The 22,500-nt window shown below is 47.0% G+C and carries 15 protein-coding genes; all 15 read right to left on the bottom strand.

The genetic code is table 11. The features are described 5' to 3' along the window. Positions 1 to 63 precede the first annotated feature (63 nt). Complete coding sequence (locus FJQ58_RS20235; protein WP_139996588.1) at positions 64 to 1,335, bottom strand: ABC transporter substrate-binding protein; 1,272 nt, start codon at positions 1,333 to 1,335, stop codon at positions 64 to 66. A gap of 102 nt (positions 1,336 to 1,437) precedes the next feature. After that, complete coding sequence (locus FJQ58_RS20230) at positions 1,438 to 2,943, bottom strand: response regulator (protein WP_139996587.1); 1,506 nt, start codon at positions 2,941 to 2,943, stop codon at positions 1,438 to 1,440. After that, positions 2,924 to 4,756: a cache domain-containing sensor histidine kinase gene (locus tag FJQ58_RS20225; RefSeq protein WP_139996586.1), complete on the bottom strand. Its 1,833-nt coding sequence runs from the start codon at positions 4,754 to 4,756 to the stop codon at positions 2,924 to 2,926. Before FJQ58_RS20225 ends, FJQ58_RS20230 begins: the two co-directional genes overlap by 20 nt. An 18-nt stretch (positions 4,757 to 4,774) precedes the next feature. Further along, positions 4,775 to 5,470, bottom strand: coding sequence for an MgtC/SapB family protein (locus tag FJQ58_RS20220; protein WP_139996585.1), 696 nt, complete (start codon positions 5,468 to 5,470; stop codon positions 4,775 to 4,777). A gap of 34 nt (positions 5,471 to 5,504) precedes the next feature. Then, on the bottom strand, positions 5,505 to 6,062 hold the full coding sequence (locus FJQ58_RS20215) for a glycerol-3-phosphate responsive antiterminator (protein WP_139996584.1): 558 nt from the start codon (positions 6,060 to 6,062) through the stop codon (positions 5,505 to 5,507). A gap of 52 nt (positions 6,063 to 6,114) precedes the next feature. Beyond that, on the bottom strand, positions 6,115 to 6,885 hold the full coding sequence (locus FJQ58_RS20210) for an HAD-IIA family hydrolase (RefSeq protein WP_139996583.1): 771 nt from the start codon (positions 6,883 to 6,885) through the stop codon (positions 6,115 to 6,117). 219 nt (positions 6,886 to 7,104) lie between these two features. Then, the gene (locus tag FJQ58_RS20205) at positions 7,105 to 7,719 is read right to left on the bottom strand and encodes a hypothetical protein (RefSeq protein ID WP_139996582.1); all 615 of its coding nucleotides are present in this window, start codon (positions 7,717 to 7,719) and stop codon (positions 7,105 to 7,107) included. A gap of 125 nt (positions 7,720 to 7,844) precedes the next feature. After that, the gene (locus FJQ58_RS20200; protein ID WP_139996581.1) at positions 7,845 to 12,506 is read right to left on the bottom strand and encodes a polysaccharide lyase family 8 super-sandwich domain-containing protein; all 4,662 of its coding nucleotides are present in this window, start codon (positions 12,504 to 12,506) and stop codon (positions 7,845 to 7,847) included. Between the two features lie 113 nt (positions 12,507 to 12,619). Then, positions 12,620 to 14,197, bottom strand: coding sequence for an extracellular solute-binding protein (locus FJQ58_RS20195; RefSeq protein WP_162341637.1), 1,578 nt, complete (start codon positions 14,195 to 14,197; stop codon positions 12,620 to 12,622). Positions 14,198 to 14,265: 68 nt separating this feature from the next. Beyond that, complete coding sequence (locus FJQ58_RS20190) at positions 14,266 to 15,147, bottom strand: carbohydrate ABC transporter permease (protein ID WP_139996579.1); 882 nt, start codon at positions 15,145 to 15,147, stop codon at positions 14,266 to 14,268. A gap of 10 nt (positions 15,148 to 15,157) precedes the next feature. Then, positions 15,158 to 16,147, bottom strand: coding sequence for an ABC transporter permease (locus FJQ58_RS20185; RefSeq protein WP_238404207.1), 990 nt, complete (start codon positions 16,145 to 16,147; stop codon positions 15,158 to 15,160). A 99-nt stretch (positions 16,148 to 16,246) separates the two neighbouring features. Beyond that, positions 16,247 to 17,335, bottom strand: a complete 1,089-nt coding sequence (locus FJQ58_RS20180) for a response regulator transcription factor (RefSeq protein ID WP_139996578.1) — start codon at positions 17,333 to 17,335, stop codon at positions 16,247 to 16,249. Then, on the bottom strand, positions 17,332 to 19,140 hold the full coding sequence (locus FJQ58_RS20175; protein WP_139996577.1) for a cache domain-containing sensor histidine kinase: 1,809 nt from the start codon (positions 19,138 to 19,140) through the stop codon (positions 17,332 to 17,334). The genes FJQ58_RS20180 and FJQ58_RS20175 overlap by 4 nt, the downstream gene beginning before the upstream one ends. Positions 19,141 to 19,399: 259 nt before the next feature. Further along, positions 19,400 to 20,524, bottom strand: coding sequence for an SGNH/GDSL hydrolase family protein (locus FJQ58_RS20170; protein ID WP_139996576.1), 1,125 nt, complete (start codon positions 20,522 to 20,524; stop codon positions 19,400 to 19,402). Between the two features lie 233 nt (positions 20,525 to 20,757). Further along, positions 20,758 to 22,500, bottom strand: a 1,743-nt coding sequence (locus FJQ58_RS20165; RefSeq protein ID WP_202915298.1) for an S-layer homology domain-containing protein, incomplete at its 5' end; no start/stop codon positions are given.

Raw genomic sequence — 22,500 nt, 5'->3', positions numbered from 1 at the left:
CTTTCATTGAAAAGAATAGAAAAACCCCCTCGGCTTCACAGCTGAATGCCTCGGGGGCCGCTCTTATTGGTTAAACTTATTGAAAAATATTTTGTCCAATGCTTTCAAATAGCTATCGATATCGCCCGTTGCGAACATTTCCTGCGTCGCTTTACCTACATCGCCATTTACGCCGGATGGCCATGAGCGTTCAATCGTTGGGTATACTTTATCCGCGTTAATCAGATCGCTTAAACTTGTAATTTGTTTGTTATTGTTTTCAACACCCGTAATTGCTGAAGGATAGCCGCCAACATCTACATATTTCTGAACGGATTCTTTGGAAGTCATGAATTCAATAAACTTCTCCGCGCTCGCTTGGTTTTTGCCATTGGCAGGAAGACCTAGCGCCGTATCTACCGATACTTGCACTTTGGTATCTTCCGCTTTGTCCGCCGGCATCGGGAACATAGCGAAGTTAAGGTTAGGGTTCGACTCTTTAATCGTTGGAACAGCCCATATGCCTGTGTACCACATCGCTGATTTGCCATTGGCAAATTCGCGAAGCGCATCGTCATAGCCTGTTCCTAGCGCATCTTGTTGGCCATATTGGCGAAGATCGTAAAGCTTTTGCGCAAATGGCTTAAGCTCGGCATTATCCGTAATATGTGCCTCGCCTTTCATTACGCTATCCAGGAACGCCTCAATGTCTGTCAGCTGCAAGCCCATTCTGGACACGACTTCCTGACGGATCGGATTCGCATCCTTATCATTGAAGTAGAACGGCGTTTTGCCTGCTGCTTTGATTTTCTCAGCTGTCTGAATCAGCTCATCATAGGTTTGTGGAATGTCCAGGTTCAACTCGTTAAACATATCGATGTTGTAGTATACGCCAAGTGTCGCTACAGCCACGGGAACCACGTAGTTTTTGCCGTTGATTTGGCTGAGATCAACGATCCCTTGCGATACGTTCGCAAGAAGAGGTCCGCCCGTCAAGTCAACAACGCGGCCTTCCTTCGTCATTTGTTGGAACACGGGATTGTGCGGGTAATGCGTAAACACGGAAGGAGCATCGTCCGTTGAAACACGCATCGTCCAAACATTCTCCGGGTTTGGCACATTGTTTTGTTCAACCGTTATATTCGGATTTGCAGCTTCAAAATCCTTAATTAGCGAGTTAACGACATCGACCATTTCCGATTTCATTTGGAAATACTCAATTTTAACCTTCTCGCCGTTTGCTGGCGAAGCGCTTCCATTCGGAGCGTTATTTGGTGTATTTCCGCTAGAGCAAGCGGTTACAATCATTAAAGTTGAAAGTATGCCGACGGAACCCCATTTTTTAAGTAATTTCATGTCTATGACTTACCCCTTTCGCTGCTTGATATAGCCTAATTATATCGGTGCGGGCATCAGCGAAATAGGAGATAACTGACCACTTCAATGTGAGAAAAATGTCTATCTGCTCGCTTTCGTTTTCCCGGGCGTCTCACCGAAAAACTTTTTGTACATTTGGATAAAGTAAGAGTAGTCGTTAAAGCCGACAGCGCTGGCAATTTCCGAAATCATAAGGTCGGAGCCGCTATTCAGCATGGCCTTTGCATTGTTCATCCTCACGGAAAGCAGAAATTGCGAGAAGCGCATATCCGTTTTTTTCTTAAAGATCCGGCTTAAATAGGCAGGGTCCGTAAAATAGACCGTTTTGGCTAAATCCTCAAGAATAATATCTTGCTTGTAGTTATGCCTCACATAATTTTTAATATCCTCGACCATGCTCGTCGAATCCTTGCTTGGACTGCTCATCCTCACTCCAATGGCGGATATCATGACCGCGAATGCATCGACAATTTCATCGATGGATGAATATTCATGAAGGTCCATTTGCTCTAAGTAAGCGATATTGTCCTCTTCGGAAGCCTCAAGCTGTTCAATCAGGGAATTCAGCATGGCGGTCACCTTAGCGCACATATCCTGAAGGGCAATGACCGATAGCTGCTGCTCCGCGGCATTCTTTAAGTATTGGCGCAAGATGTCCACGGCTTCCGCGTTCTGATGCCTCACCATTTTCTGGCGCAAGGAAATAACCCAATCATCGATTAGGTTATAGTCTTGGGGATGATGCGCTCTCGTGTTATCCTGCGTGTGGAGCAGGTTATCGCCAGAAATCAGCTTGTACAATACAGCGCTTTTCGCCTCTTTGTAGGCGGCAGCAAGCTCGTCCCACTGTGCATGGACACCGCTCACTCCAATGGATATGCTCTGCTGAGCCTCTGCGGCAAAAGCATGAATCACCTGTTCAAAGCGATGGCGAAGCTGCCTAAGCCATTCGGACGAAGTCATTTCATCGGGCTTCCACGTCAGAACAACCGTTGTATCGGCATGACGCCGATCCCCGAACATGACAAAGCGCCAGTTCGCTTGTTCTCCTATTCGCTTCACCGTCTGATTCAACTGGTCTTTGCAGGAAGAATCTGTTCGCAATACCACAATGATATAATTCGGCACCTGCTCACTTCCGTGCGTAGGCGGGAACGCCAAAGCCGCGCCTTCGTAGATGGCAGCAGCTACGCTCTCCTCCATTTTTTTCTCATTGGACATCGTTTCCTTCTCTTTGCACTGCTCCAATATCGGCCATAATTGTTCTCTGCCTGCTGGTTTTAACAAGTAATGCTCAACCTTATTTTGTATCGCCTGCTGCGCGTATTTGAAATCATCATACCCGCTAATAATGACATTGATTGTACTCGGGTGATGCTCCTTGATATAAGCAGCCAATTCGATTCCATCCATGAGCGGCATTCGGATATCCGAGAACACAACATCAGGCGGGTGGATCGCAAATAACTCCAACGCCTCTTTGCCATTGTCCGCTTCCTCCACGATCACTTCCGGATCCCAATCTTGAATCATTTGCACAATCGCCTTTTTGGCAAAATACTCATCATCAACTACGAGTATTCTCATTCGCGCTCATCTCCTTTACTACCGGTATGCCCATCTCTATGCAGGTACCCTCATTAGGCTTGGAATAGGCTTTTATCCAATAGTCCTCGCCATAAAAATTTTTGATTCTCGCATGTACATTCCGCAAACCAAAGTTATTCTTATCATCTAGGCTCGCAGCTTCAAAAGGCTTATCAAAAATGTCGTTGATCAGCGTCAGCTTCTCCTCCGCAATCCCCACGCCATCATCTTGGACCCGAATAAGGACCAAATGTCCGCTTTTGCGAACCGATATGGATAAGATGCCTTTGCCCCCTTTGGGCTCTAGCCCATGATAGAAGGCATTCTCAACAATCGGCTGGATCAGAAATTTCAATATTTTATAAGGATATAGCTCCTCTTCAATCTCATAGTTTACTTGAAATTTGCCAAAGAAGCGGATTTGCTGGATCGTCACATAATGGTTGATCTGCTCCATTTCATGCTGTATCGCCATCTCGTCACCCGACTTAATATTGTACCGATACATGGAGGACAGGCTTCGAGCCATAATCGAAATATCCCCCACTCGATTCAACTCCGCCACAGAGTGGATCACATTTAACGTATTATACAAAAAATGAGGATTGATTTGAGCTTGAAGCATATTCATCTCCGCACGCTTCTGCAGCTGGCCGGATACGATCTCATGCTCCCTGCTCTCCTTCAGCCGATGAATCATATGGTTGTAGCTCATGACCAACCGGCCTAACTCGTCCGTTTTGGTCTCATTCACCGGAACCTGCTCCAGAAAGCCGGAATCTACGAGCTTCATGGCAATGTTCAGCTTATTGATCGGATTGATGAACCGTTTGGAGAAGAAAAAAGCAAGCATGCCTGCGGCAATAAGCGACATGATGCTTACCGCGATATAGTTTCTCGTATTCGTTAAGAAGGTTTGGTCGATTAGCCGAGCAGGAAGGTAATGGACGACCTTCCATTTCGTGTAACCGTTTTCAACAGTGCTAAATAGATAAGACTCTTGCTCGCTGCCGAGCTTGAGCGATTGTTTGCCCGAAACGGCCCCCTTCTCAAAAGCCGCAGCCACCTCTTGCATCTCCACCGAATCGTAGGATTCGGAAGGCTCACTGGAGAGATAAATCACTTTCCCGTCCAAGATTACAATCGTTCCCAGCTCGCTATTGGAATTCGTAACCCCGCCCAATATATTCTCCAATGCCGAAAACGGAATGTCGATCTTCACGTAGCTAACCGAGCCCTCACCCAAATTCAGGTCCGTTAAATATCTTACGATCGAGATGGTTTTAGCCTTATTTCCCCGCTTAGTTCCTTCGTATGGAGAAGAAACAACCAAATCGCCATTTTCCAGCCCTTGTTTATCCATCGAATTCACAACCGGCTGCATATCAGGCTCAAAAGCATTATTCGAGCTATAAATCCGCCCGTTAGGCGCGAGGACGGAGATCGCGGCAATATTTCGGTTCATCAGGACCAATTGATCGAGCGACCTTTGGACATAAGCCAGGTTTTCGACATGCTCCTTGCTCTCTAACGGATAATTTTTCGTAATAATGTTTTTGAGCGCAGGGTCGGTCAAATAAAAGAAGGAGTTCAACGATAGATTGGAAATAAAGTCATTCATATTGACATTCGTCCGATTATTTAGCTGCTGCAATAAATCCTCATAATAGCCTTTAGTCTGATTGTACAAATTAACCCCGTAAATCAGCAGGGCTGATAATACGGGGACCATAATAATCATAATATAAGAGAGCATTAATTTATTTTGAAACGTCACAGGCTTTACGCCTTTAACCGGAAATTTCAGCTTCATACGCTTACACCTCTTTTGTTACAACAGGTTTATTTCTATGGATACCACATGCTCCATATTGTTAATCAGCTCGATGGACTGATTTAATCGAAGATGGCTTTTCACTTTCACGCTTAGCTTCATTTCCGTAACGGGCTGATCTTCGTCCTTATTATGCAAGCTCATCTTCGTAACTTGAATGCCCTGCTCGCCAAGCTGTGTGAAAACATTGCCGATCATGCCAGGTTTATCGATCACCGCTATGATTAATTGCCGGTGCCTTCGATGGCGCATCATCTGATTCTCTAATTTATTTAAAACAAATAAACTAATCAGCACGATCACCGTCGTTAAAACAGCGGCAAATAAAAAACCCGCTCCTACGCATAGGCCAATCGCGGCAACGACCCAGATGGAAGCGGCCGTGGTTAAGCCTGATACCTTGGAGCCATCCCTCATAATCGCCCCTGCGCCCAAAAAACCAATCCCGCTAATGACTTGCGCTGCGAGCCGGGCAGGGTCCATTCTGACATTCGACTCATTCACAAATTGATTAAATCCGTAAATAGACAATAGCATAATCGCTGCTGAACCAATACAGACCAATATATGGGTGCGCAAGCCTGCCGCATGGTTGCTCCATTCTCGCTCGAATCCCACCAAGCCGCCCAAAGCGGCCGCGGTCAACACCCGTATGGTCAGATCTATTTCGTTGATCGTCCATATGCTACTCAATTTCGTATGCTCCTTAAGCTTATTCTAGAGTTGGCTATGACCATAGCCCGGAAGTACCAAGCGATACAGCCAAGGCCCCTGCTTTTAACGCTTCGTCAATCTCCTCTTGCTCACTGACCAGCCCCCCCGCAATAATAGGCAGCTCCGTCATATGAGTCATCTCCTTAATAATTCGCGGCATAATGCCCGGCATCACTTCAATGGCATCCGGTTTACTGCTCTCCACTGACTTTATGCCTCTGATAATCGCGTTACGATCGATGAGGAACAAGCGTTGTATCGTCATCAATTCCATATCCTTGGCCATACGGATCAAATTATTCTTCGTGGATATAATACCCGTAGGCTTAATATACTGCGCCATGTAAGCGACTCCACTTCTGTCCTGCGCAATGCCTTCAATAAAATCGATATGCAAAAATACATGCTTGCCAGCTGCTTTTATACGATCGACCAATTGCTTCACGTTAAAAATAGAGCCATGCAGCAAAAATATAACGTCACATCGGCTATTTATCGCGTCATTCAAATCTTCTTCCCTTTCCACTGCCGCTATAACCTGATGATCGACGATATCAACGATTCGAGCCATTTATCTCTCCCCTTCCCTAAGTGATAACATTGTACATGAAGTCGGCATTTTTTTATATCTGCACGATTTCCTTAATCGTATGGATAATATGCTTTGGTACCGTGGCCGACTGCTCTGCCATCTCTGCGGTCGTTACACCGGTAAGCACAAGGACAGAGTTCATCCCGGCATCATTTCCCATTTTGATATCGGTATCCAGACGATCGCCCACCATATAGCAGCTTTCTACCGGCAAGCCTAGCTGCTCCGCTGCTGCTTCGGCCGCGATTAATGATGGTTTTCCCGCGACAAAATCAATCGGCTTACCTGTAATCGCTTCTAAAGCTGCAATAATTGCGCCTGTATCGGGTATTTGACCAAAATCCGTAGGACATGTCATATCTGGATTTGAAGCAATCACTTTAGCGCCATTCATGTACGCTTGATACAAATAATTTAGCTTATCGTAAGTGAATTGGCGGTCCCAGGATAAAATAACATAATCCAAATCGTGAATTTCCATCGTGTACGGGATGCCATGCTCCCTTAATTCCTCATGGATCGGCTCCTCGCCAATGACATAAATCCGATCCGAGGGCTTCATATGCTTTTGCAAATATTTAGCCACAATCTGCGAGGAGTTGAGCACATCCTCAAGGGTTGCGGGTATGCCCATCTTGGTCAGCTTCTCCGCATAGGACAATCGGGTTGCGATCGGTTTATTAGTCAGAAAGACGACGCGATCGCCTCGATCCCGCAAAGCTTGAACAGCCTCCGCTGCTCCGTCAATCATCGATTCTCCTAAATAAAGCGTGCCGTCCAAATCAAAAATAAATCCTTTCACTTCGTTTCCTCCCTTGAAATAAAAAAATAAGAAAACAAAAAACCCTTTCCACAGTAAACACGCACTCCCTTGGGAGCACATGGTTACGGATAAGGGTTTTCTCAGTTTTCTCAACCTAGCCGTTTGCGTATGAATTTTGTTGTATTGTATAACGAACGATTTGCATTGTCAATCTTAGGTTGTTCCTGTAAATTGATCCCATATGATCAAAAAAAGCTCCTATTTGCCGTTCATAACAAGCTTATATTTTTTGAACATCCAAGAGTTAACCATGTCATTTGCCGCATTTTCACTTATGCGAACGGATGGTTTTTGCTCTTGCAAAGCATCTACGGTGTGTGCCGAAAAACGCAGCGGCTTTGTCATTTTTTTGATATGGGTCGCTACTTCATCAAAGAAAGCATACGTTAGCGGCTGATGCTCGCGAAGATCCTCATAAATATAATACTTCCCCTTCTCATCTTCTGCGTCGATTTGCACGCCCTTCGGAAGTGAAAGCATGAGGTAAGGCCATTCGTCTTCTGCCCATTGCCTCTGATCCGGAAACCGGATACTTTCATTTCGCACAAAAAATCCAGATTTTTTATTATTAATAGATAAAGGAATAGAATACACAAAAAAAGGATAATAATCTGGTTTTTCTTGTTTGGTAAAATATTGATAATATGTTTGATAAGCCTCACATACCTGAGCTTGATCATGCTCGGTCTGATCGTAATTCGTCCGATGAAATCGTGCTTGCTTCTGCACAAAGAGCTGAAGCACATCTTTAAATTCTTCTGGCGTAATAAGAAATTTGAGTTTGTAAAATCCGCTGTGTTTCAATCGATTCATCCTGTTCACCGCCAATTTATTTACTCGAATATTTTAAAAATACACTATCATAGAATGGAACCATTTTCCACCTCAATAATCAGAAAAAAGAGCGCTCCCTCATAGGTAAGCGCCCTAATTTCTAGTTAAGAATAGGTGAGGTGACTGGTCAGGCTTAGCGTACCGATTTGCGGATTCCAAGCGTTGGTCGGTGAAGGCTTGAAGGCGATTTTCAAATACTGTGTGCCCACAGGCAAGTCTCCGCTATAGTTCACTTCATTCCAGCTGCCTGGCACGGTCGCTTTAGCCGGGGAGAATAAGGTGAAATTCGTATTATCCTCCGAGCTGTAGAATACGAGATCATTCATCGACTCGTACGACCAGACCCAAGATTTAACCGTGAAATGGGATAGATCCATATTGGGCTCCGCCTTGTAGACTACGTATTCTTCCGTGTTCGTCGTTCTCACGAGTCTCGACGTATCGTTGCCGATATGCTCCGAATTAGAGCCCGTGAAGAGCAAATTCGCGCTGCGATCATGCATATGGCTAAAATCGTTCAAAGGATCGGTCACCGTTATGATCGGCACTTTACTCGTAATTCTTACATTGCCAATCTGCGGATTCCAGGTGTAGGCGGATTGATGCTGGAAGACGATCTTCAAATACTTCGTGCCTTGGGGCAGTAACCCGCTGTAGTTTGTTTTCATCCAGCCCATGAGTGCCGTTGTTTTGGTCGGTGTATACAGCGTGTAGACCTCATTGTCTGGCGAAGTGTAGATTTGAAAATCCGTTTTGTTCGCCTCGCCCGGAAGAAACCAGGTCGTGACGTCAAAGTCGGTCATATCCATGCTGTAAGGTGCTTTGTAAATTAAATATTCGCCCTTCGTATTGCTCGTCGTCCGGATGACGCGAGAGGTATCTTCGTTAAAATTGGCCGGCAAACCGCTCTCAAACATGAAATTGGTGCTGCGTGCGAACACCTTGCTAAAATCGTTTAAAGGATCTTCCAGCGTATATTCCCTCGTAACCGGCGGCGAAGAGGTCGCCAGCTTGCTTACGATCTTTACCTCTCCGATCTGCGGATTCCACACATAATTCGATTTATGCTGGAAAACAATTTTCAAAAACTTGGTGCCTGTAGGCAGTAAGCCGCTATAATTGATCCTCGTCCAGCCCTGAAGCTGTGTCGTCTTCGTTGGGGTAAGCAAGGTATACGCCAAATCATCCGGCGATGTATAGATTTGAAAGTCCGTCTTGGCTTCGGACGGGAGGAACCAAGTGGTAACGTCAAATTCGGTCATCTCCCTGTTGTCGGCAGCCTTGTAAATTAGATATTCTCCTGATGTGTTTTTTGTCGTCCGAATAGCACGGGATCTATCGTCATTGAAGTAGGCTGGCGTTCCTCTTTCAAAGTCCAAATTGGAGCTGCGTGCATAAACTTGCGTATAATCATCCAATACGTCCACCGTTGTCAGTATTTCCGGCTCCGGATCTGCAGGAGGATTCACCGGAGGGACTGGCGATGGCGTTGGCAGCGGAATTTGCGCGCTGGCATCGTACTGGAAGCGGACGGCGTGGGAATGGCCGTTCAGCTTATTCGTATTCACTTCGAACTTGATCGTAGGGCTTAACTGAAGTACCGTTACGCTCGGATCCTGCTCCAGCACGGATAAGCCCTGCCTGAAGATTTCAAACGTTAGCTTGGTCTGAAGCTGCGTTGGGTCAGACACGGCAATGTCCAGCACGCTCGCTTCGTCTTTTAACGTGATGGAGGAAGAGTTCGACGCCTTAATTCGATCTACCGTCCCCGGTTGCCAGAAGTTAGCGCCGACGATGTTCTTCGTCTTCTCCCGAACGGCTTGGATATTGCGATCATTCGCAATAATTTCAATATCGGGATTCGCGCTGTAGGATGACGTCTCCGCTGCCGACTTATTAGGCAGGATCACGTAGGAATAATCCTTATTCACCGGGCTTTTGCCATGATCGTACCAAAGCGTTAAGTAATTTTTGCTAATTTCCGTAGTCGTACCTGCCGTCGTAATTTGTGAATACTTGCCTACGGAAGCTGCACGTTCACCTTTGATCGTAACCGGCTCAGGGAAATAATAACCACCCGTGCCCTCCAGATAAGCGTAGGAGACATTGTTCATTTCTTCCTTCCAGCCCAATCCATTCGGTTTGGAGACGCCGTCAACGATAAACTCCTCATCGCCTTTCGTCACTTGAGTAACATGCAGAGGGTCTAGTACAGGTCCCAGCGCATTTGGAGCATACAGCTGAATTTCCGATACCTTGCCTGGGTTCCCTAAATCATTGTTGTTCATCGTAAATTTGACGAATCTTGCCGTCGTATCCTCTAAATCATACGCTCTAATCTCGGAGGTTTGCCCTGAGCTGTATCCGCCGTAAACGGATGCCCACACCGATTGGTCCGAAGAGGTCTGGATATTAAAGCTGTATTCCCGATGCTGGCCTTCAGGGAAGCTAATGCCCGCATAGCCGATTTGAACGTCCTTGCCCATATCCAATACCAAGGATTGTCCTTCCTCTTGAGCCGCCCAGAAAGTAGTGATATTGAAGTCATTAGCGGTTAGTATGCGTGATCCATAGGTGGCATCGATTACGCTCGTAGTAACTAGCGGCGTGACTGAAGGCTGAATAATCAAGTTTCCAGCCGCTAACGGAGCATAAATTTGCACCTCATTGTAGCTGTTCCAAAGGTTTAGAGAATTTCCGTATCCGATAATCTTCACATATCTGGCCTGCACGTCCGGGAAATCAAAAACTTGAATGATCGAATCATTGGCCGCAACGCTGGAATTACCACTGTACGCCGTAGTCCAATTCTGGTTATCCTCCGAAACCAGAATATCGAAAGCGGAGGTTCTCGTATCTTGAACAAAAAAGCTGATGCCTACATATCCAACAGACTGAACCTTGCCTAGGTCAAACTGAAGCCATTGGCCGCTCCCTAAGCCAGACCACCTTGTGCCAAAATTATTGTCAAAAGAGCCTTCTCTCAGCGCCTTATCGTTAGTACTATCCGTCACCGCGTAAATCCGATGGCGGAGCGGTTCGCTGCCAATCGGAAGGGCAGGAGGCGAAGCAGGGTCGATGCCATTGGTGTTGAACGGCTTGTTCAGCATCCGATTCTCGATTGTCGTCTCAATCGTTCGATTGTCCGTGCTGCTAATTCCCGCACCCAAAGCAACCACTTCGTCATCGAACATAAACCATGATTTTTTGGCCGTTAACGAGCTCCCGTAAGCCTTGTAGTCCATGCCAACAGTTGCGTTCTCGCCTAGGAGCTCCGAACCGCCTACAAAGGTTTTTGGGCTTCGGTACGCCGTTCCCTCATTGTCCGTTCTTAGCATCGTATCCACGGTCGTGCCTGGAAGCCTGTACTTGTTTACCGTAGGCCAGAAATCATAATATTGCCGTTGATCGTCATTGTACAAATAAGTCATGCCTGATCCGCTATACCAGGCTTGCATGTTCTCGCCAACCGTAGCTTCATAGGTACCGATTCGCTTGGAAGACATGCTTACGCCAAAGCCGAAGCCTGGCCGAAGATGAACTGCTCTGTCCATTCCCGAATAGATCTTGCTCTTGATCAGTTCGCCTCTCGGCTCAATGGATGAATCGTTCATTATTTCTTTAGTTAAATTAGCAAAGGTTAAATTGACATCATTGTAATAATCAAATTCTGTACTGGATTGCACCCAATATTTAACCATGCCCTTCAAGCGCCCGGCGTGCTCCGCAGGCGCCAGTTGTCCCAATCGCACGATAGCAGCAATCGTCCTGTGACCTGTATTATGATCCTGGTCATAGTTTCTGACAATGACTCTGCCCCTTGTCATATCCATAAACGCACCGTTATAGATCAACGGCTCATAGGCGTCATATACCCACTGATAAACTCGGTTGGCATCCGGATCTACAGGCTCCCAAGTTGAGCCAACCAGCATGTACAAGACATTTCCTAGCTCCTGCAGCAAGCTTGCGCCATACCCGCCAGTGTAAGCGAACACGTCATGCTGGACGAAGGAGCCGTCTTCATAAAACCCGTCTCCGACGTTAACGTAATCGAACACCGGGCTTAAACCGTCTCTGGCCAGCGTGATCTTGCTAGCCGACTTGATAATTATTCCGCGTAGGGCGATGATGTTGCATTTCCAGACCAGATTGGCTCCGGTATTGACCAATTGATTATAATTCACTCTCTCCGGCACAGGGGAAAAGCGATCAATCGGTTTCATATAATTCAAAATCTGCTCCTGAGTCAAATCATCGTACATCAAAACTACCGTATCGTTTAATTGCAAAGGTGAACCAATTTCCCAATCCCACCAATTATCGTAATAAGCTCTTGTTTCGTTGTACCGATTAGCGTACATCCAATCCAAAGCATTAATAATGTCTGTCTTTAACTGCTGATTGCCATATAGGGTGGAGCCTTGGGTAGCGTAAGCTACCGCCATATCTTTAATGCGAAGGAAAGAATTTGTAACGTGACCGGATAACGTTGTACTAGACAGATCGCTCCATAGATAAGTCCTGCTTGCGCTCTTGTTCATGGTATCCCAGCTGGTCTGGCTTAAGCTGCTTAATTTACGGGCAATCACTGGATCGTTGATGTCATATCCGGTGCCGCCGATTAAGTTTTCCCTCCATTTGATGCGTATGGTGTCATACTCATCTGAGGAAGCGCTTACTTTTGTTGAGGCAAAGGATCCTAACAAGGAAACGAACATCGCTACGACCAACAGCATACTTAACTTACGCTTCGTTTTTTTCACTATCACACCTCATTCGTCGATTAGGATTTGATCTTCAACAGCGAAGCCATACATAAAAGGTACAGGGGACATCTCCGCAATCCCCTGCACCAAAAACCTATCACTCCTTTCTTTTATTTTTGAGTAGAGTTATACCAATCCGAAGCTTGCTTAATCGCTTCGGCGCCCCCCAGAGATTTATATTGCGTCACGAATTCGTCGAAGTAGTCGAGCGGTTTCTCGCCCATAATGATTTGAGTGGCGGCCTCCAAGTAAATAGGCAGATTATTATAGCCGAAGTTTGGCACCTCAGGCTGATTGGTCTTAATTGCCGGAAGAGCAGACATTAAATTCGGAATGGATTCGTTGCGGGCCACTTCATAAGCCATCTTTTGCTTTTCAAAGGCTTGCTCGTTATCCAGCTTAATTTTGAGGAGCTCTTCGTTATAGCCAACGATGTTTAATATGAGTGATCTCCAAGTGCTCGTTTTGGCATCCGTATCCTTTTGCTTGTCATAGACGATTTTCCCGCCCTCATTTGTGTACGTATCACCCGGGATTCCAAAGTTGACGAATTCTTGGCCTTCTTGCGTAGCCAGCCAATCGAAAAATTTGATGACCGCAGCAGGGTCCTTTGCTTTTTTCGTGACCAGGTAGACCTTATTGGTAGAGGTTCTTAGGGAGCCGACGTCCGTCACCCCAGGAGCCCTCGGAGTCGCGAAAGCTACCACATCCGGCTTCTCATTCGGCAAAGACTTGTTAAGGCGATCCTGCCAATCCCATGCAAGGGAGGGGTCATGGTTCCACATGCCTACGATGCCTTGCTGAATCTTTTGCTCCCATACATTGCGCTTGTTTGTCATGAACTCGCTATCGATCAGTTTCTCTTCAAACATCGTCCTCATAAATCCAAGACCTTGTTTGTTGTTGCTCGTAATAAAGCCTGGCAGCAGCTCGTTATTCTCATATTTGGCAGTTGTATGGGTTTGGCCGTACATGCCGAAGATGTTGTTGACCCACGACAAATTCTCACGGGAGGAGAATGGAATCTCATCCTTCTGCCCGTTGCCATTCGGGTCTTGGTCCCGGAAAGCCCTAAGTAAAGTGAGCAATTCATCAGGCGTTTTGGGAGCTTCAGTGATGCCGACCTTATCCATCCAGTCCTTGCGGACGTAGAAGATACTGTTCTCCGTCACGTTTCCGCCTGCGGGCTCCGGAATCCCTAGTATTTTGCCGTCGATCGTAACCGCATCCCATGCGGATTGGGGAATTACCTTTTTCAGGTTAGGGCCATATTGGTCGATATAATCGTTAAGCTCGAGCAGTTGGTTGTTGGCAAACAACTCGCCACCCGCGTTCCAGCCCATAACGACATCCGGGATGTCGCCAGCCGCATATTTAGTGCTAAGCTGCTGATCCATTTGGGTGTGCGGGAGGAAGACGATGTCCAGTTTGGTATTTGTCTTGTCTGCCAAATATTTAAGCGTCGGGTTGGACATGGTTGCGCCGCCCGGAACCGGTTGACTGAAATCGGAAGTGAAGATCCGAATGGCAGCCGGCTCGGGAGCAGTGGTACTGCTTGGACTTGCCGCCGTATCTGTTGATGGCGCGACCGTGGCCGGCGTGTTGGATTTCCCTGACGAACAAGCCGATAATGCGACAACCATCGTTAATGAAGTGGCCAATAATAACCCCTTATGTTTCTTGAACATTTCTTTTTGCCTCCTTGTTGGATGGTCCATTTATATGAAGACTTGAAGTCCGCATAACGGTAAGCCGGTTATTCCTTGACGGAGCCTAAAGTGGCGCCCTTAATGAAGTAGTTCTGCACGAACGGATAGAGCAGCACAATCGGTGCCGTTGCCAGGACAATGGTAGCCATCTCGATTGCAGCCGGAACGAGCGTAATCGATGCCTCGCCTGCTGCTGCCGCGACGATATCATTGCTGTTCCCTTGGGAAATTAACGAATAAATATAAAGTTGAAGCGTTTGCAAATTTCGGTCATTCAGATACATCAGCGGTCCCATATAAGAATTCCAGTGGCCAACCGCATAGAACAAGAGCAAGGTGACGATAATCGGCAGAGATAGGGGCACGACAATTTTCGCCACAATCCGGAATTCCCCCATGCCGTCAACCTTAGCCGCGTCCAGCAGCTCCTCGGGAAGAGAGCGGAAGAAGGTCAAGCAGAGAATGACATTAAATGCGGACACCGCGCTGGGTATGACCAAAGCCCATAGCGAGTTCAGCAAGCCTAGTGATTTGACTACCAGATAAATAGGAATCATAGGCGCTTGGAAGACCATCGTAAAAATGAGGAACAGCATAAAAAATTTGCGTCCACGAAGCCAGCTTTTAGATAACGGATACGCTCCAAAAACAGTCAGCACCATATTCACCGTGGTCGCGATCACTACAACCTTGATGGTCATCCAAGCGGCCTTCCAGAAGGTTGAGGTTTGAACGACCAGCTTGATATTGTCGAGTGTCACATCTACCGGCCATAAAAATACGCGATTATGAATGATAGCTTGGGAGGAGCTGAATGCGCCTACTACGACATGCAAAATCGGAACCAATGAAACGAAGCTGATAAGCCCCAAAATCACATAATTGAAAACGTCGAACGTGCGCCCCCCAAGGGAAGATTTAATACGCATAGCTGCCTCCTCAGTACAAGCCCTCGCCCGTAATCTTATTGCTTAATTTGTTGACGCTCACCAAGAGAACAAAACCGATGATCGACTTAAACAGCCCAATCGCCGTCGTAATGCTAAATTCGCCATTAATGATGCCGAGGCGGAACGAATAGGTGTCGAGCACCTCGCCGACCGAATACGTCAAGGGATTCAGAAACACGTAAATTTGCTCGAAGCCTACGTCAAGCACGTTCCCAACCTTCAGCAGCAGCAAAATAACGATGGCGGGAAGCAGTCCGGGCAACGTGACGTGCAATAGCTGTCTCCACCTGCTTGCTCCATCCAATTGGGCCGCTTCGTACAGCGAAGGAGAAATGCCGGTCAATGCGGCCAAGAAGATAATGGCGCTCCAGCCCATTTCCTTCCATATTCCCGCTCCTACCACAAGCGTGCGAAAATACTCAGGTGCCTGCAACAAATGAATGGGGGGCATGTCGAAATGGCTAAGCAATTGGGTGACTAAGCCCGTTTGCGTAGAGAACATCATATAGGCCATACCGTAAACCAGTGCCCAGGATAAGAAGTGAGGAAGGTATACGAGGGTTTGGACTGTTCGCTTAAATGCAGTCTTACGAACCTCGTTTAACAGAAGCGCTAAAATAATCGGAGCCGGGAAAGCAAATACAATCTGGTACAAGGATATAATCAACGTATTTCGAAAAATAAGGAGAAACTTCCGCTCGGTCGCTAACGTTTCGAACCATTGGAATCCTACCCATTTGCTTGCGATAAATCCGTCGAATATGTTGTAATCCTTAAATGCGATTACGCTTCCCAGTAAGGGGATATACTTGAAAACCAGAAAATAGGCAAGCATGGGGACAACCATAACGTAAAGCGGCCAATGCTTTCGGATGAACTTAGCAAGCGGTTCTCTCGCATGGCGTTCTTTGCCGATGGAACGGCCGCTATTCGGTAGTTTTCGGGGTAAACCGACATAAGACATTTTTCTCTCTGACATAGTGCAGCTCCCTCCTTCTTATGGTCAATTATAAGGAAAGAGGGAAATAATCAGTAGAAGTCTATCTTTCGATTTATAGGGGTAATGTTTGGATTGCGGTTATGATTTCATCCGCCTCTTATAATCCAGGGGCGTCATGCCATAATATTTCTTAAAGTTCTGGGAAAAGTAAGGAACATCCTCATAACCGATTTCATTAGCTATTTCGTAAACCTTGAAAGAGGTTTCCAGCAGCAAGCTTCGTGCTTTTTGCATTCGCTCCGCAACGATGTAGTTCCAGACCGTAATCCCGGTCTCTTGCTTAAATAACGTACACATATATGTTTTGTTCATGTCCACCTGCTCCGCCAGTTCCTGCAAATTAATGTCCTTGGTAAAATGCTCCCGAATATACTGCTTCACGAGCTCAATCTTGCGCATTGTTTGCGTGTCTCGAACTCCGCGCATAGCGGCCACCAGCTGGTGGGAGCCTTCCTCCAGCCTCTGTACCGCACATAACCGGAAATGACTTCTGATTTCGGATATCGGCAGCGTTCTCTCGCCGAATACGAGGTCCTTCCCCTCCTTCAGCTCCAAGCGCAGCTTGTCCTCCATTAGCTCTTCGATGAGCATTTGGAGCCAAGCATCCGACAATGCATTTAGAAGGTAGTACTGATGACCAATCCAAGACTCCAGCAGTTCCAACGTATCCACAATAAGCAGGGGCATGGTCCCCGTTTGGAGAGTCCGGACCTGATTCAGCCAACGCTCCAAGAAACTCCGATGATGAGGAAGTTTGCGGAGCATGATGGAGGCCGCATCCCGACTACGCTCCTGATTGATACGGCCCTCCGCCGCCACCAGCGTGCGGTTAAGCAAACGATTATCAACCGGCTTCAAGATGTAGTCCAGCGCTTTAAGCTGAATGCTTGTTTTGGCATATTCAAAATCGTCATAGCTCGACACGACCAGGCACATCATCCATGGATAACGTTCGTTAATCCGCTCAATTAGCGTTAATCCATCCATGACTGGCATCCGAATGTCCGTAATGCACAGATCCGCATAATGGCTATCCAGCCACGTTAACGCTTTCTCTCCGTTGGCTGCCGTCCCAGATACAACCGTCAAATCTCCTGCTTCCTCCACGGACTGGGACAGGCTTTCCCGAATTAGCGGCGAGTCATCTACCAGCAGTACTCGAATCATAGGGGATACACATCCTTTGTGTAATAGGGGAACATAAGCGTGATACAGGTTTTCCCCTCGCCTGTTACCGATAGGGAGACTCCGGACCGGCTATCCTTATAAAACGCCCGAAGCCGGTAATGAACATTCAATACTCCGATCCGAGACAGCTGCATAAATTCCTGAGCCTGGCGATCAAGCGCAAGAGCTTGCTGCAGCTCCCGAAGCTTTTCCTCCGTGAAGCCGCGGCCATTGTCCTCGATTTCGATACAAACGTACGCCTCGCCTTCCCGTCTGGCCGATATCCGGATCATCATCGGTTCAGCCGTCGTTTCAAAACCATGCTTAATGCAATTCTCAACGAAAGGCTGAATGATCGCCTTGAGGGATCGTGCACCTTTCACCTCGTCCTCCGTCTCCATATCGAACTGCACATCATCCCTGTAAAGGATTCGGATAATATGCAAATAATCGGATACGTGTTTGAGCTCTTCTTCCAGCGTAACCAGCGTCTGCTGGTAATTGGAGGTATACCGCAGCATATTGGACAAGGCCACCGTTGTATCCATGATCCCTCTGTGCCGGGCGAGATTAGCCATAGAGTTAATGGATTCCATCGCATTAAACAAAAAGTGGGAGTTGATCTGCGCCTGCAAAGCCGACAAGATGGCATGCTGCTGGACGATTCGGGATTCGGCCAGCTCGTGGATGGAATCTTCCATTCGGTCAAGCAGGTGATTATAAGCCGCGCCAAGCTCCGCCACTTCGTCACTTCCCTTCATGTTTACGCGGACATCCAAACGACCCAGCCGGGTCATGCCAATCGTTTTACGGAGCTCCTTCAACCGTCCCGTTATGGAGGTAGCAACCAGGTAGACCAATAAGCTTGCAATGACGATGCCAACGAGCGTCATGACGGTCGTCCAGTTACGTATGCTGAATACGCTTCTCGCTAATTCTCGGTAAGGAATCAGGGACACAATCTTCCAGCCGGTCTGGGGAATGATTTGGTAGACAATCATCTGCTTCGTCGACTTCATGTAAGAGGAGCCGGAATCATTTTGACTCAACACACTTTGCAGATTGTCGTCAATGCGGTTCCCCACCTGATCCTGCTCATGGGCCGTGATAATCGTTCCAGACTCGTCCACGATAAACGTGCTTCCCGTATCACCGAGCTTAACAGCGTCGAGAATCGCCTGTGTGGAGATTAGCGAGATATCCATCTGCAAATAGGAGGACTCATTCCCGTAGTTGAATTGCTGCAAATAGGTTAGTACAGGAAGCTGAACCGGAGAGCCAGAAGAGTTTACATAGGAGATATTGACCTTCACCGATCTCGTTGCTTCTCCTTCAAAGGGAAGCTGGCCGAACCATGGCTCTTTCTCCATAGCGTAGCCGGTGTTCAGCATATAATTCGGAATATCCGGATTTCGGTACACGCTCTGGTATCCATTGCTGCTGTAGAACACAATAGCAAGCAGCTCAGGATGATAGGCAATAAAGGGACCGATATATTTGCTTTCCATGTTCTTATAGCTTCTGTAAATGTGGTAAGCGTTTGCATTTAGTGCCGTAGACCAATTGCGAAATTCACCGCTTGTGCCTAGTGTCTGAAAAAAATGCTCGTTATCCTCGACATATCGGCTTAAATTAAAGTTGGCTTGCGTCAAAATCTGATTGCTGAACCTGGTTACGTCCGAATCGATCGCATTTATGCTCTTGCTATAATTCACGGTTCCGATTACTGAAATCACAAGCGTGATGATGGCAGTAATCATAAATACCAGCTTCCATTGCAGTGAATGCCGCAGCTTGCGATACAAGACCGCCACCCCCTAAGTAAAGTTAACCCGCTTGCGTTAGTTCTATATTTTCGACACCGGTTCGGATTTGGATTATCCTTATTTCGACAATATAAATAGGATTCCTTTAGTTTAAGTCATCCTCTTATTACATTTATGTAATTACGATCCAAAAAAAATATGAAAAAAAGCCATCCGCAAGGAATGGCTCGTTTACTTGCATTACCGCCATCTCGGCGTGTGATATCAGATTTAAGTAGGAGGGCGATTGCTTACAATTTTATACCGGCAAAATTCCCTTAAGATATCCTGCTAACGCATTTGCAGCATGCTGATGGGCTAATACGCCTGGGTGATTTCTTGCCCCTACGGTTTCATCCGTGATTGTCGGAAGCTGGAATACCGACACCTTCCGATCACCCGTTTTCTTCACGTAGGCATCCACGGCGCGGTAGATTGCGGGCATCATCGGTATACCCAGCATGCCATAGGCCCACACGAGATGTGCATGAGCATTATATTTTCTAAGTTTAACTAGAAACTGCTCGGCGGCCCTTTCAAAAACTTGAAGATCCTCTTCCCTATAGCTGCCATCCTCATTTAGCCGCTGTTTAAACGTTTCTCCCGTGGATTCATCCCGCCACTCGGGCGTATGGAAAGCGCCGCCATCATTTGTTCCGAGATTAATGACTATAGCATCCGGCTGCCAGGCGGCAAAATTATTTTCTTCAAATGCACCTAGCGCTTTATTTTTGTCTCCGGTAAGAAGACCGCAAACTTGCTCATAATAATCAGGAATATTGGAACGCGGATTGTTATCCCAGCTAGTTAGTACGCCCCATCCGCTTTGGGAAATTACTCGGTATTCCGCGTTTAACGCTTCTGCGGCTATCATGCTGTAATTATGAATGGCGCTGAACCACATCGGAATCCAGTCTTCTTCAGCCTTCGCGCCTATAGCGCCTTCCCCCGAGGTAATGCTGTCTCCGATAAACTCCAGCTTATAGGGCTTGTCCTTCACTGGCCTAAATTCGCCGTCGCTCTTCACAGCATGAATCTGCAGTGAACAGCCGGGGTCTGCGTTCATCGCCTGCAGGTCTTTAACCACGCGCACACTTTTTATAGCGATTTCATTCATTCCTCTAAATAGGCATACCCAGTACCTTCCGGCTATTAGCATTTGTCTGCTTACAGTGACCCCATTAATCAAGACGCTTATCCACGGCTCATAATGATCGTAATCAACTTCAACTTCAATCCATAGTTCAGAGCCATTTACATTAAACTCAAGCGCACTCCCTGTCCAATATAGCGTTAAGGGTGAAAGATTCCCCGTTGTACGGCCATGAACCTTTAAATAGTCGATACCCGATAATGGATACACCTCTAATTTTGTGTTACTCATTGATCATTCCTCCTCAGCCCATTGTATTGGACCCTATTTATGACGTGCTCCGCCTGTAGTTCCTCCCTGTTTTTTCCTGTTTAATGCTCCCATTATACGTTTATCAAAGGGGATACTTCTACAACAAAAATTCAGGGGCAATTGTCACTCCAAGACGAGCATAACTATGCCCATTACTTCTTCCCCCCTCAAAAAAATGGACCGCTCCACAAATGGAGCGATCCGTTTTTTCTTTATAGGCTGCCAAGTGATTTTAGCAAAATGACTACTGCTTCCGCTCGGGTTGCACTATCATTAGGGGCAAACAGATTGCCACTACGTCCCGTTACGATGCCTCTCTCCCGCGCAGCCGCTACGGCTTCCCTAGACCAGAAAGGAATAGCATCTTCATCGGCAAAATCACTCTCCACTGCCACCTCTGTCCGCGCAAACCCAAACGCCCTGCTAATCATAACTGCAATTTCGGCGCGTGTAATTTCCGCATTCGGCCGGAAGCTGCCATCGTTGTACCCTGAAATTACCTTAGCTTCAACCGCTTGCGCTACAGCCTTTTGAGCCCATGAGCCAATCGCGTCCTTATCCTCGAAAAAAAGATCGGAGCCCTCGTTCTGCCAGTTTAGCGCTTTTGCCAAAATAACGATAAATTCCGCACGGGTAATTGTTTTATTGGGCTTAAAGGTGCCTTCTGGGTATCCAGAAATGAGAGCCTTTTCTACAGCTTCTTTGATCGCAGACTCTGCCCAGTGCCCGGCGATATCTGCGAACTGAACCACTGGTTTAGGATCAGGCTTATTCACTGCGAACACGGCAAACTTTGTAAAATGATCTACTTGTACCGATATGATTCCGTTATTCACGACACCACCGATTTCTATCCAGCGTTTAGCCGTCTCGTCATAATAAAACACCGATGCTGTTTGACTTTCGTCTTGTAGAATCTTCTGATCAAATGCAAACCGTAGCGTAATCGGTTTTGTAAAGTTTTCGGTAAAGTTTTTCAGCAGCTCAAAAATAGGACTAGCGAGCTTTTGTCCGTTCTCGACCAAATTTGTGCTATTCGAGAGCTTCTCTACTTTAATTTGAATCGTCCGATTTGATGTTTCCTTTGGAACAACGACCCAAATCTCCTCATTCAGCTTGATTTCACCAGCCTCATTTGCCTGAATTACCGTTTCAGCCGTTGTGGGCAGCGTTACCGGTGGTGATACTGGCACCGAAGGAGACGTTGAACCTCCGCCTGCCGGCGCAACTCCCGAGGAAGATTCCGACGGCAGTGAGTCGCCTAAGCCATTGCGCGCAACAACCGTAAACGTATATGTTGTTCCGTTGGCAAGGTCGGTTACCCTGATTGGGCTGGATATACCAGTCGCTGTCTTAACCGCTGTGTCCCCAATCCAAGCCGTGACCGTGTACAGGCTAATATCAATTCCGTTGCTTGATGGAGCAGTGAATTGTACGGTCACTTCACTATTGCCTGCTGTCGCCTGTACGTTTAATGGCTTGTCCGGGACAGTGGCTGGCGTCTCTTCGCCCGGATCCGGATTTCCCGGCGTTTCTGTTGCTTTAGGTGTGACCTCATCCGTGAAATCAGATGGCAACGAATCACCGATTGCATTAGTTGCAACTATTGAAAAGGTGTAGACCGTTCCATTCTCCAGCCCCGTTACCTTGATTGGGCTGGATGTTCCCGCCGCGGTCTTGAACACTGCTCCGCCTGTCCATGCCGTAATCGTGTAAAAGCTAATATCGCTTCCGTTGCTTGATGGAGCAGTGAATTGTACTGCAGCCTCACCGTCGCCCGCTGTCGCCTTTACGTTTGATGGCTTGTCCGGGGCAGTGGCTGGCGTCTCTTCGCCCGGGTCCGGATTTCCCGGTGTTTCCGTTGCTTTTGGTGTGACCCCATCCGTAGGATCAGATGCCAACGAATCTCCAATTGCATTAGTCGCAACTACCGTAAAGGTGTAGGATGTTCCATT

It is taken from the genome of Paenibacillus paridis (genome assembly GCF_006345825.1).
Classification (GTDB): Bacteria; Bacillota; Bacilli; order Paenibacillales; family Paenibacillaceae; genus Pristimantibacillus; species Pristimantibacillus paridis.
The sequence above is the reverse complement of the archived record's forward strand: the minus strand, read 5'-3'. Positions and strand labels throughout refer to the sequence as shown.

What these genes read in the sequence shown, in the direction of transcription:
- FJQ58_RS20235 (WP_139996588.1), bottom strand. Translation starts at nt 1,335, where the DNA reads ATGAAATTACTTAAAAAATGGGGTTCCGTCGGCATACTTTCAACTTTA.
- FJQ58_RS20230 (WP_139996587.1), bottom strand. Translation starts at nt 2,943, where the DNA reads ATGAGAATACTCGTAGTTGATGATGAGTATTTTGCCAAAAAGGCGATT.
- FJQ58_RS20225 (WP_139996586.1), bottom strand. Translation starts at nt 4,756, where the DNA reads ATGAAGCTGAAATTTCCGGTTAAAGGCGTAAAGCCTGTGACGTTTCAA.
- FJQ58_RS20215 (WP_139996584.1), bottom strand. Translation starts at nt 6,062, where the DNA reads ATGGCTCGAATCGTTGATATCGTCGATCATCAGGTTATAGCGGCAGTG.
- FJQ58_RS20205 (WP_139996582.1), bottom strand. Translation starts at nt 7,719, where the DNA reads ATGAATCGATTGAAACACAGCGGATTTTACAAACTCAAATTTCTTATT.
- FJQ58_RS20195 (WP_162341637.1), bottom strand. Translation starts at nt 14,197, where the DNA reads ATGTTCAAGAAACATAAGGGGTTATTATTGGCCACTTCATTAACGATG.
- FJQ58_RS20190 (WP_139996579.1), bottom strand. Translation starts at nt 15,147, where the DNA reads ATGCGTATTAAATCTTCCCTTGGGGGGCGCACGTTCGACGTTTTCAAT.
- FJQ58_RS20185 (WP_238404207.1), bottom strand. Translation starts at nt 16,147, where the DNA reads ATGTCAGAGAGAAAAATGTCTTATGTCGGTTTACCCCGAAAACTACCG.
- FJQ58_RS20180 (WP_139996578.1), bottom strand. Translation starts at nt 17,335, where the DNA reads ATGATTCGAGTACTGCTGGTAGATGACTCGCCGCTAATTCGGGAAAGC.
- FJQ58_RS20170 (WP_139996576.1), bottom strand. Translation starts at nt 20,524, where the DNA reads ATGAGTAACACAAAATTAGAGGTGTATCCATTATCGGGTATCGACTAT.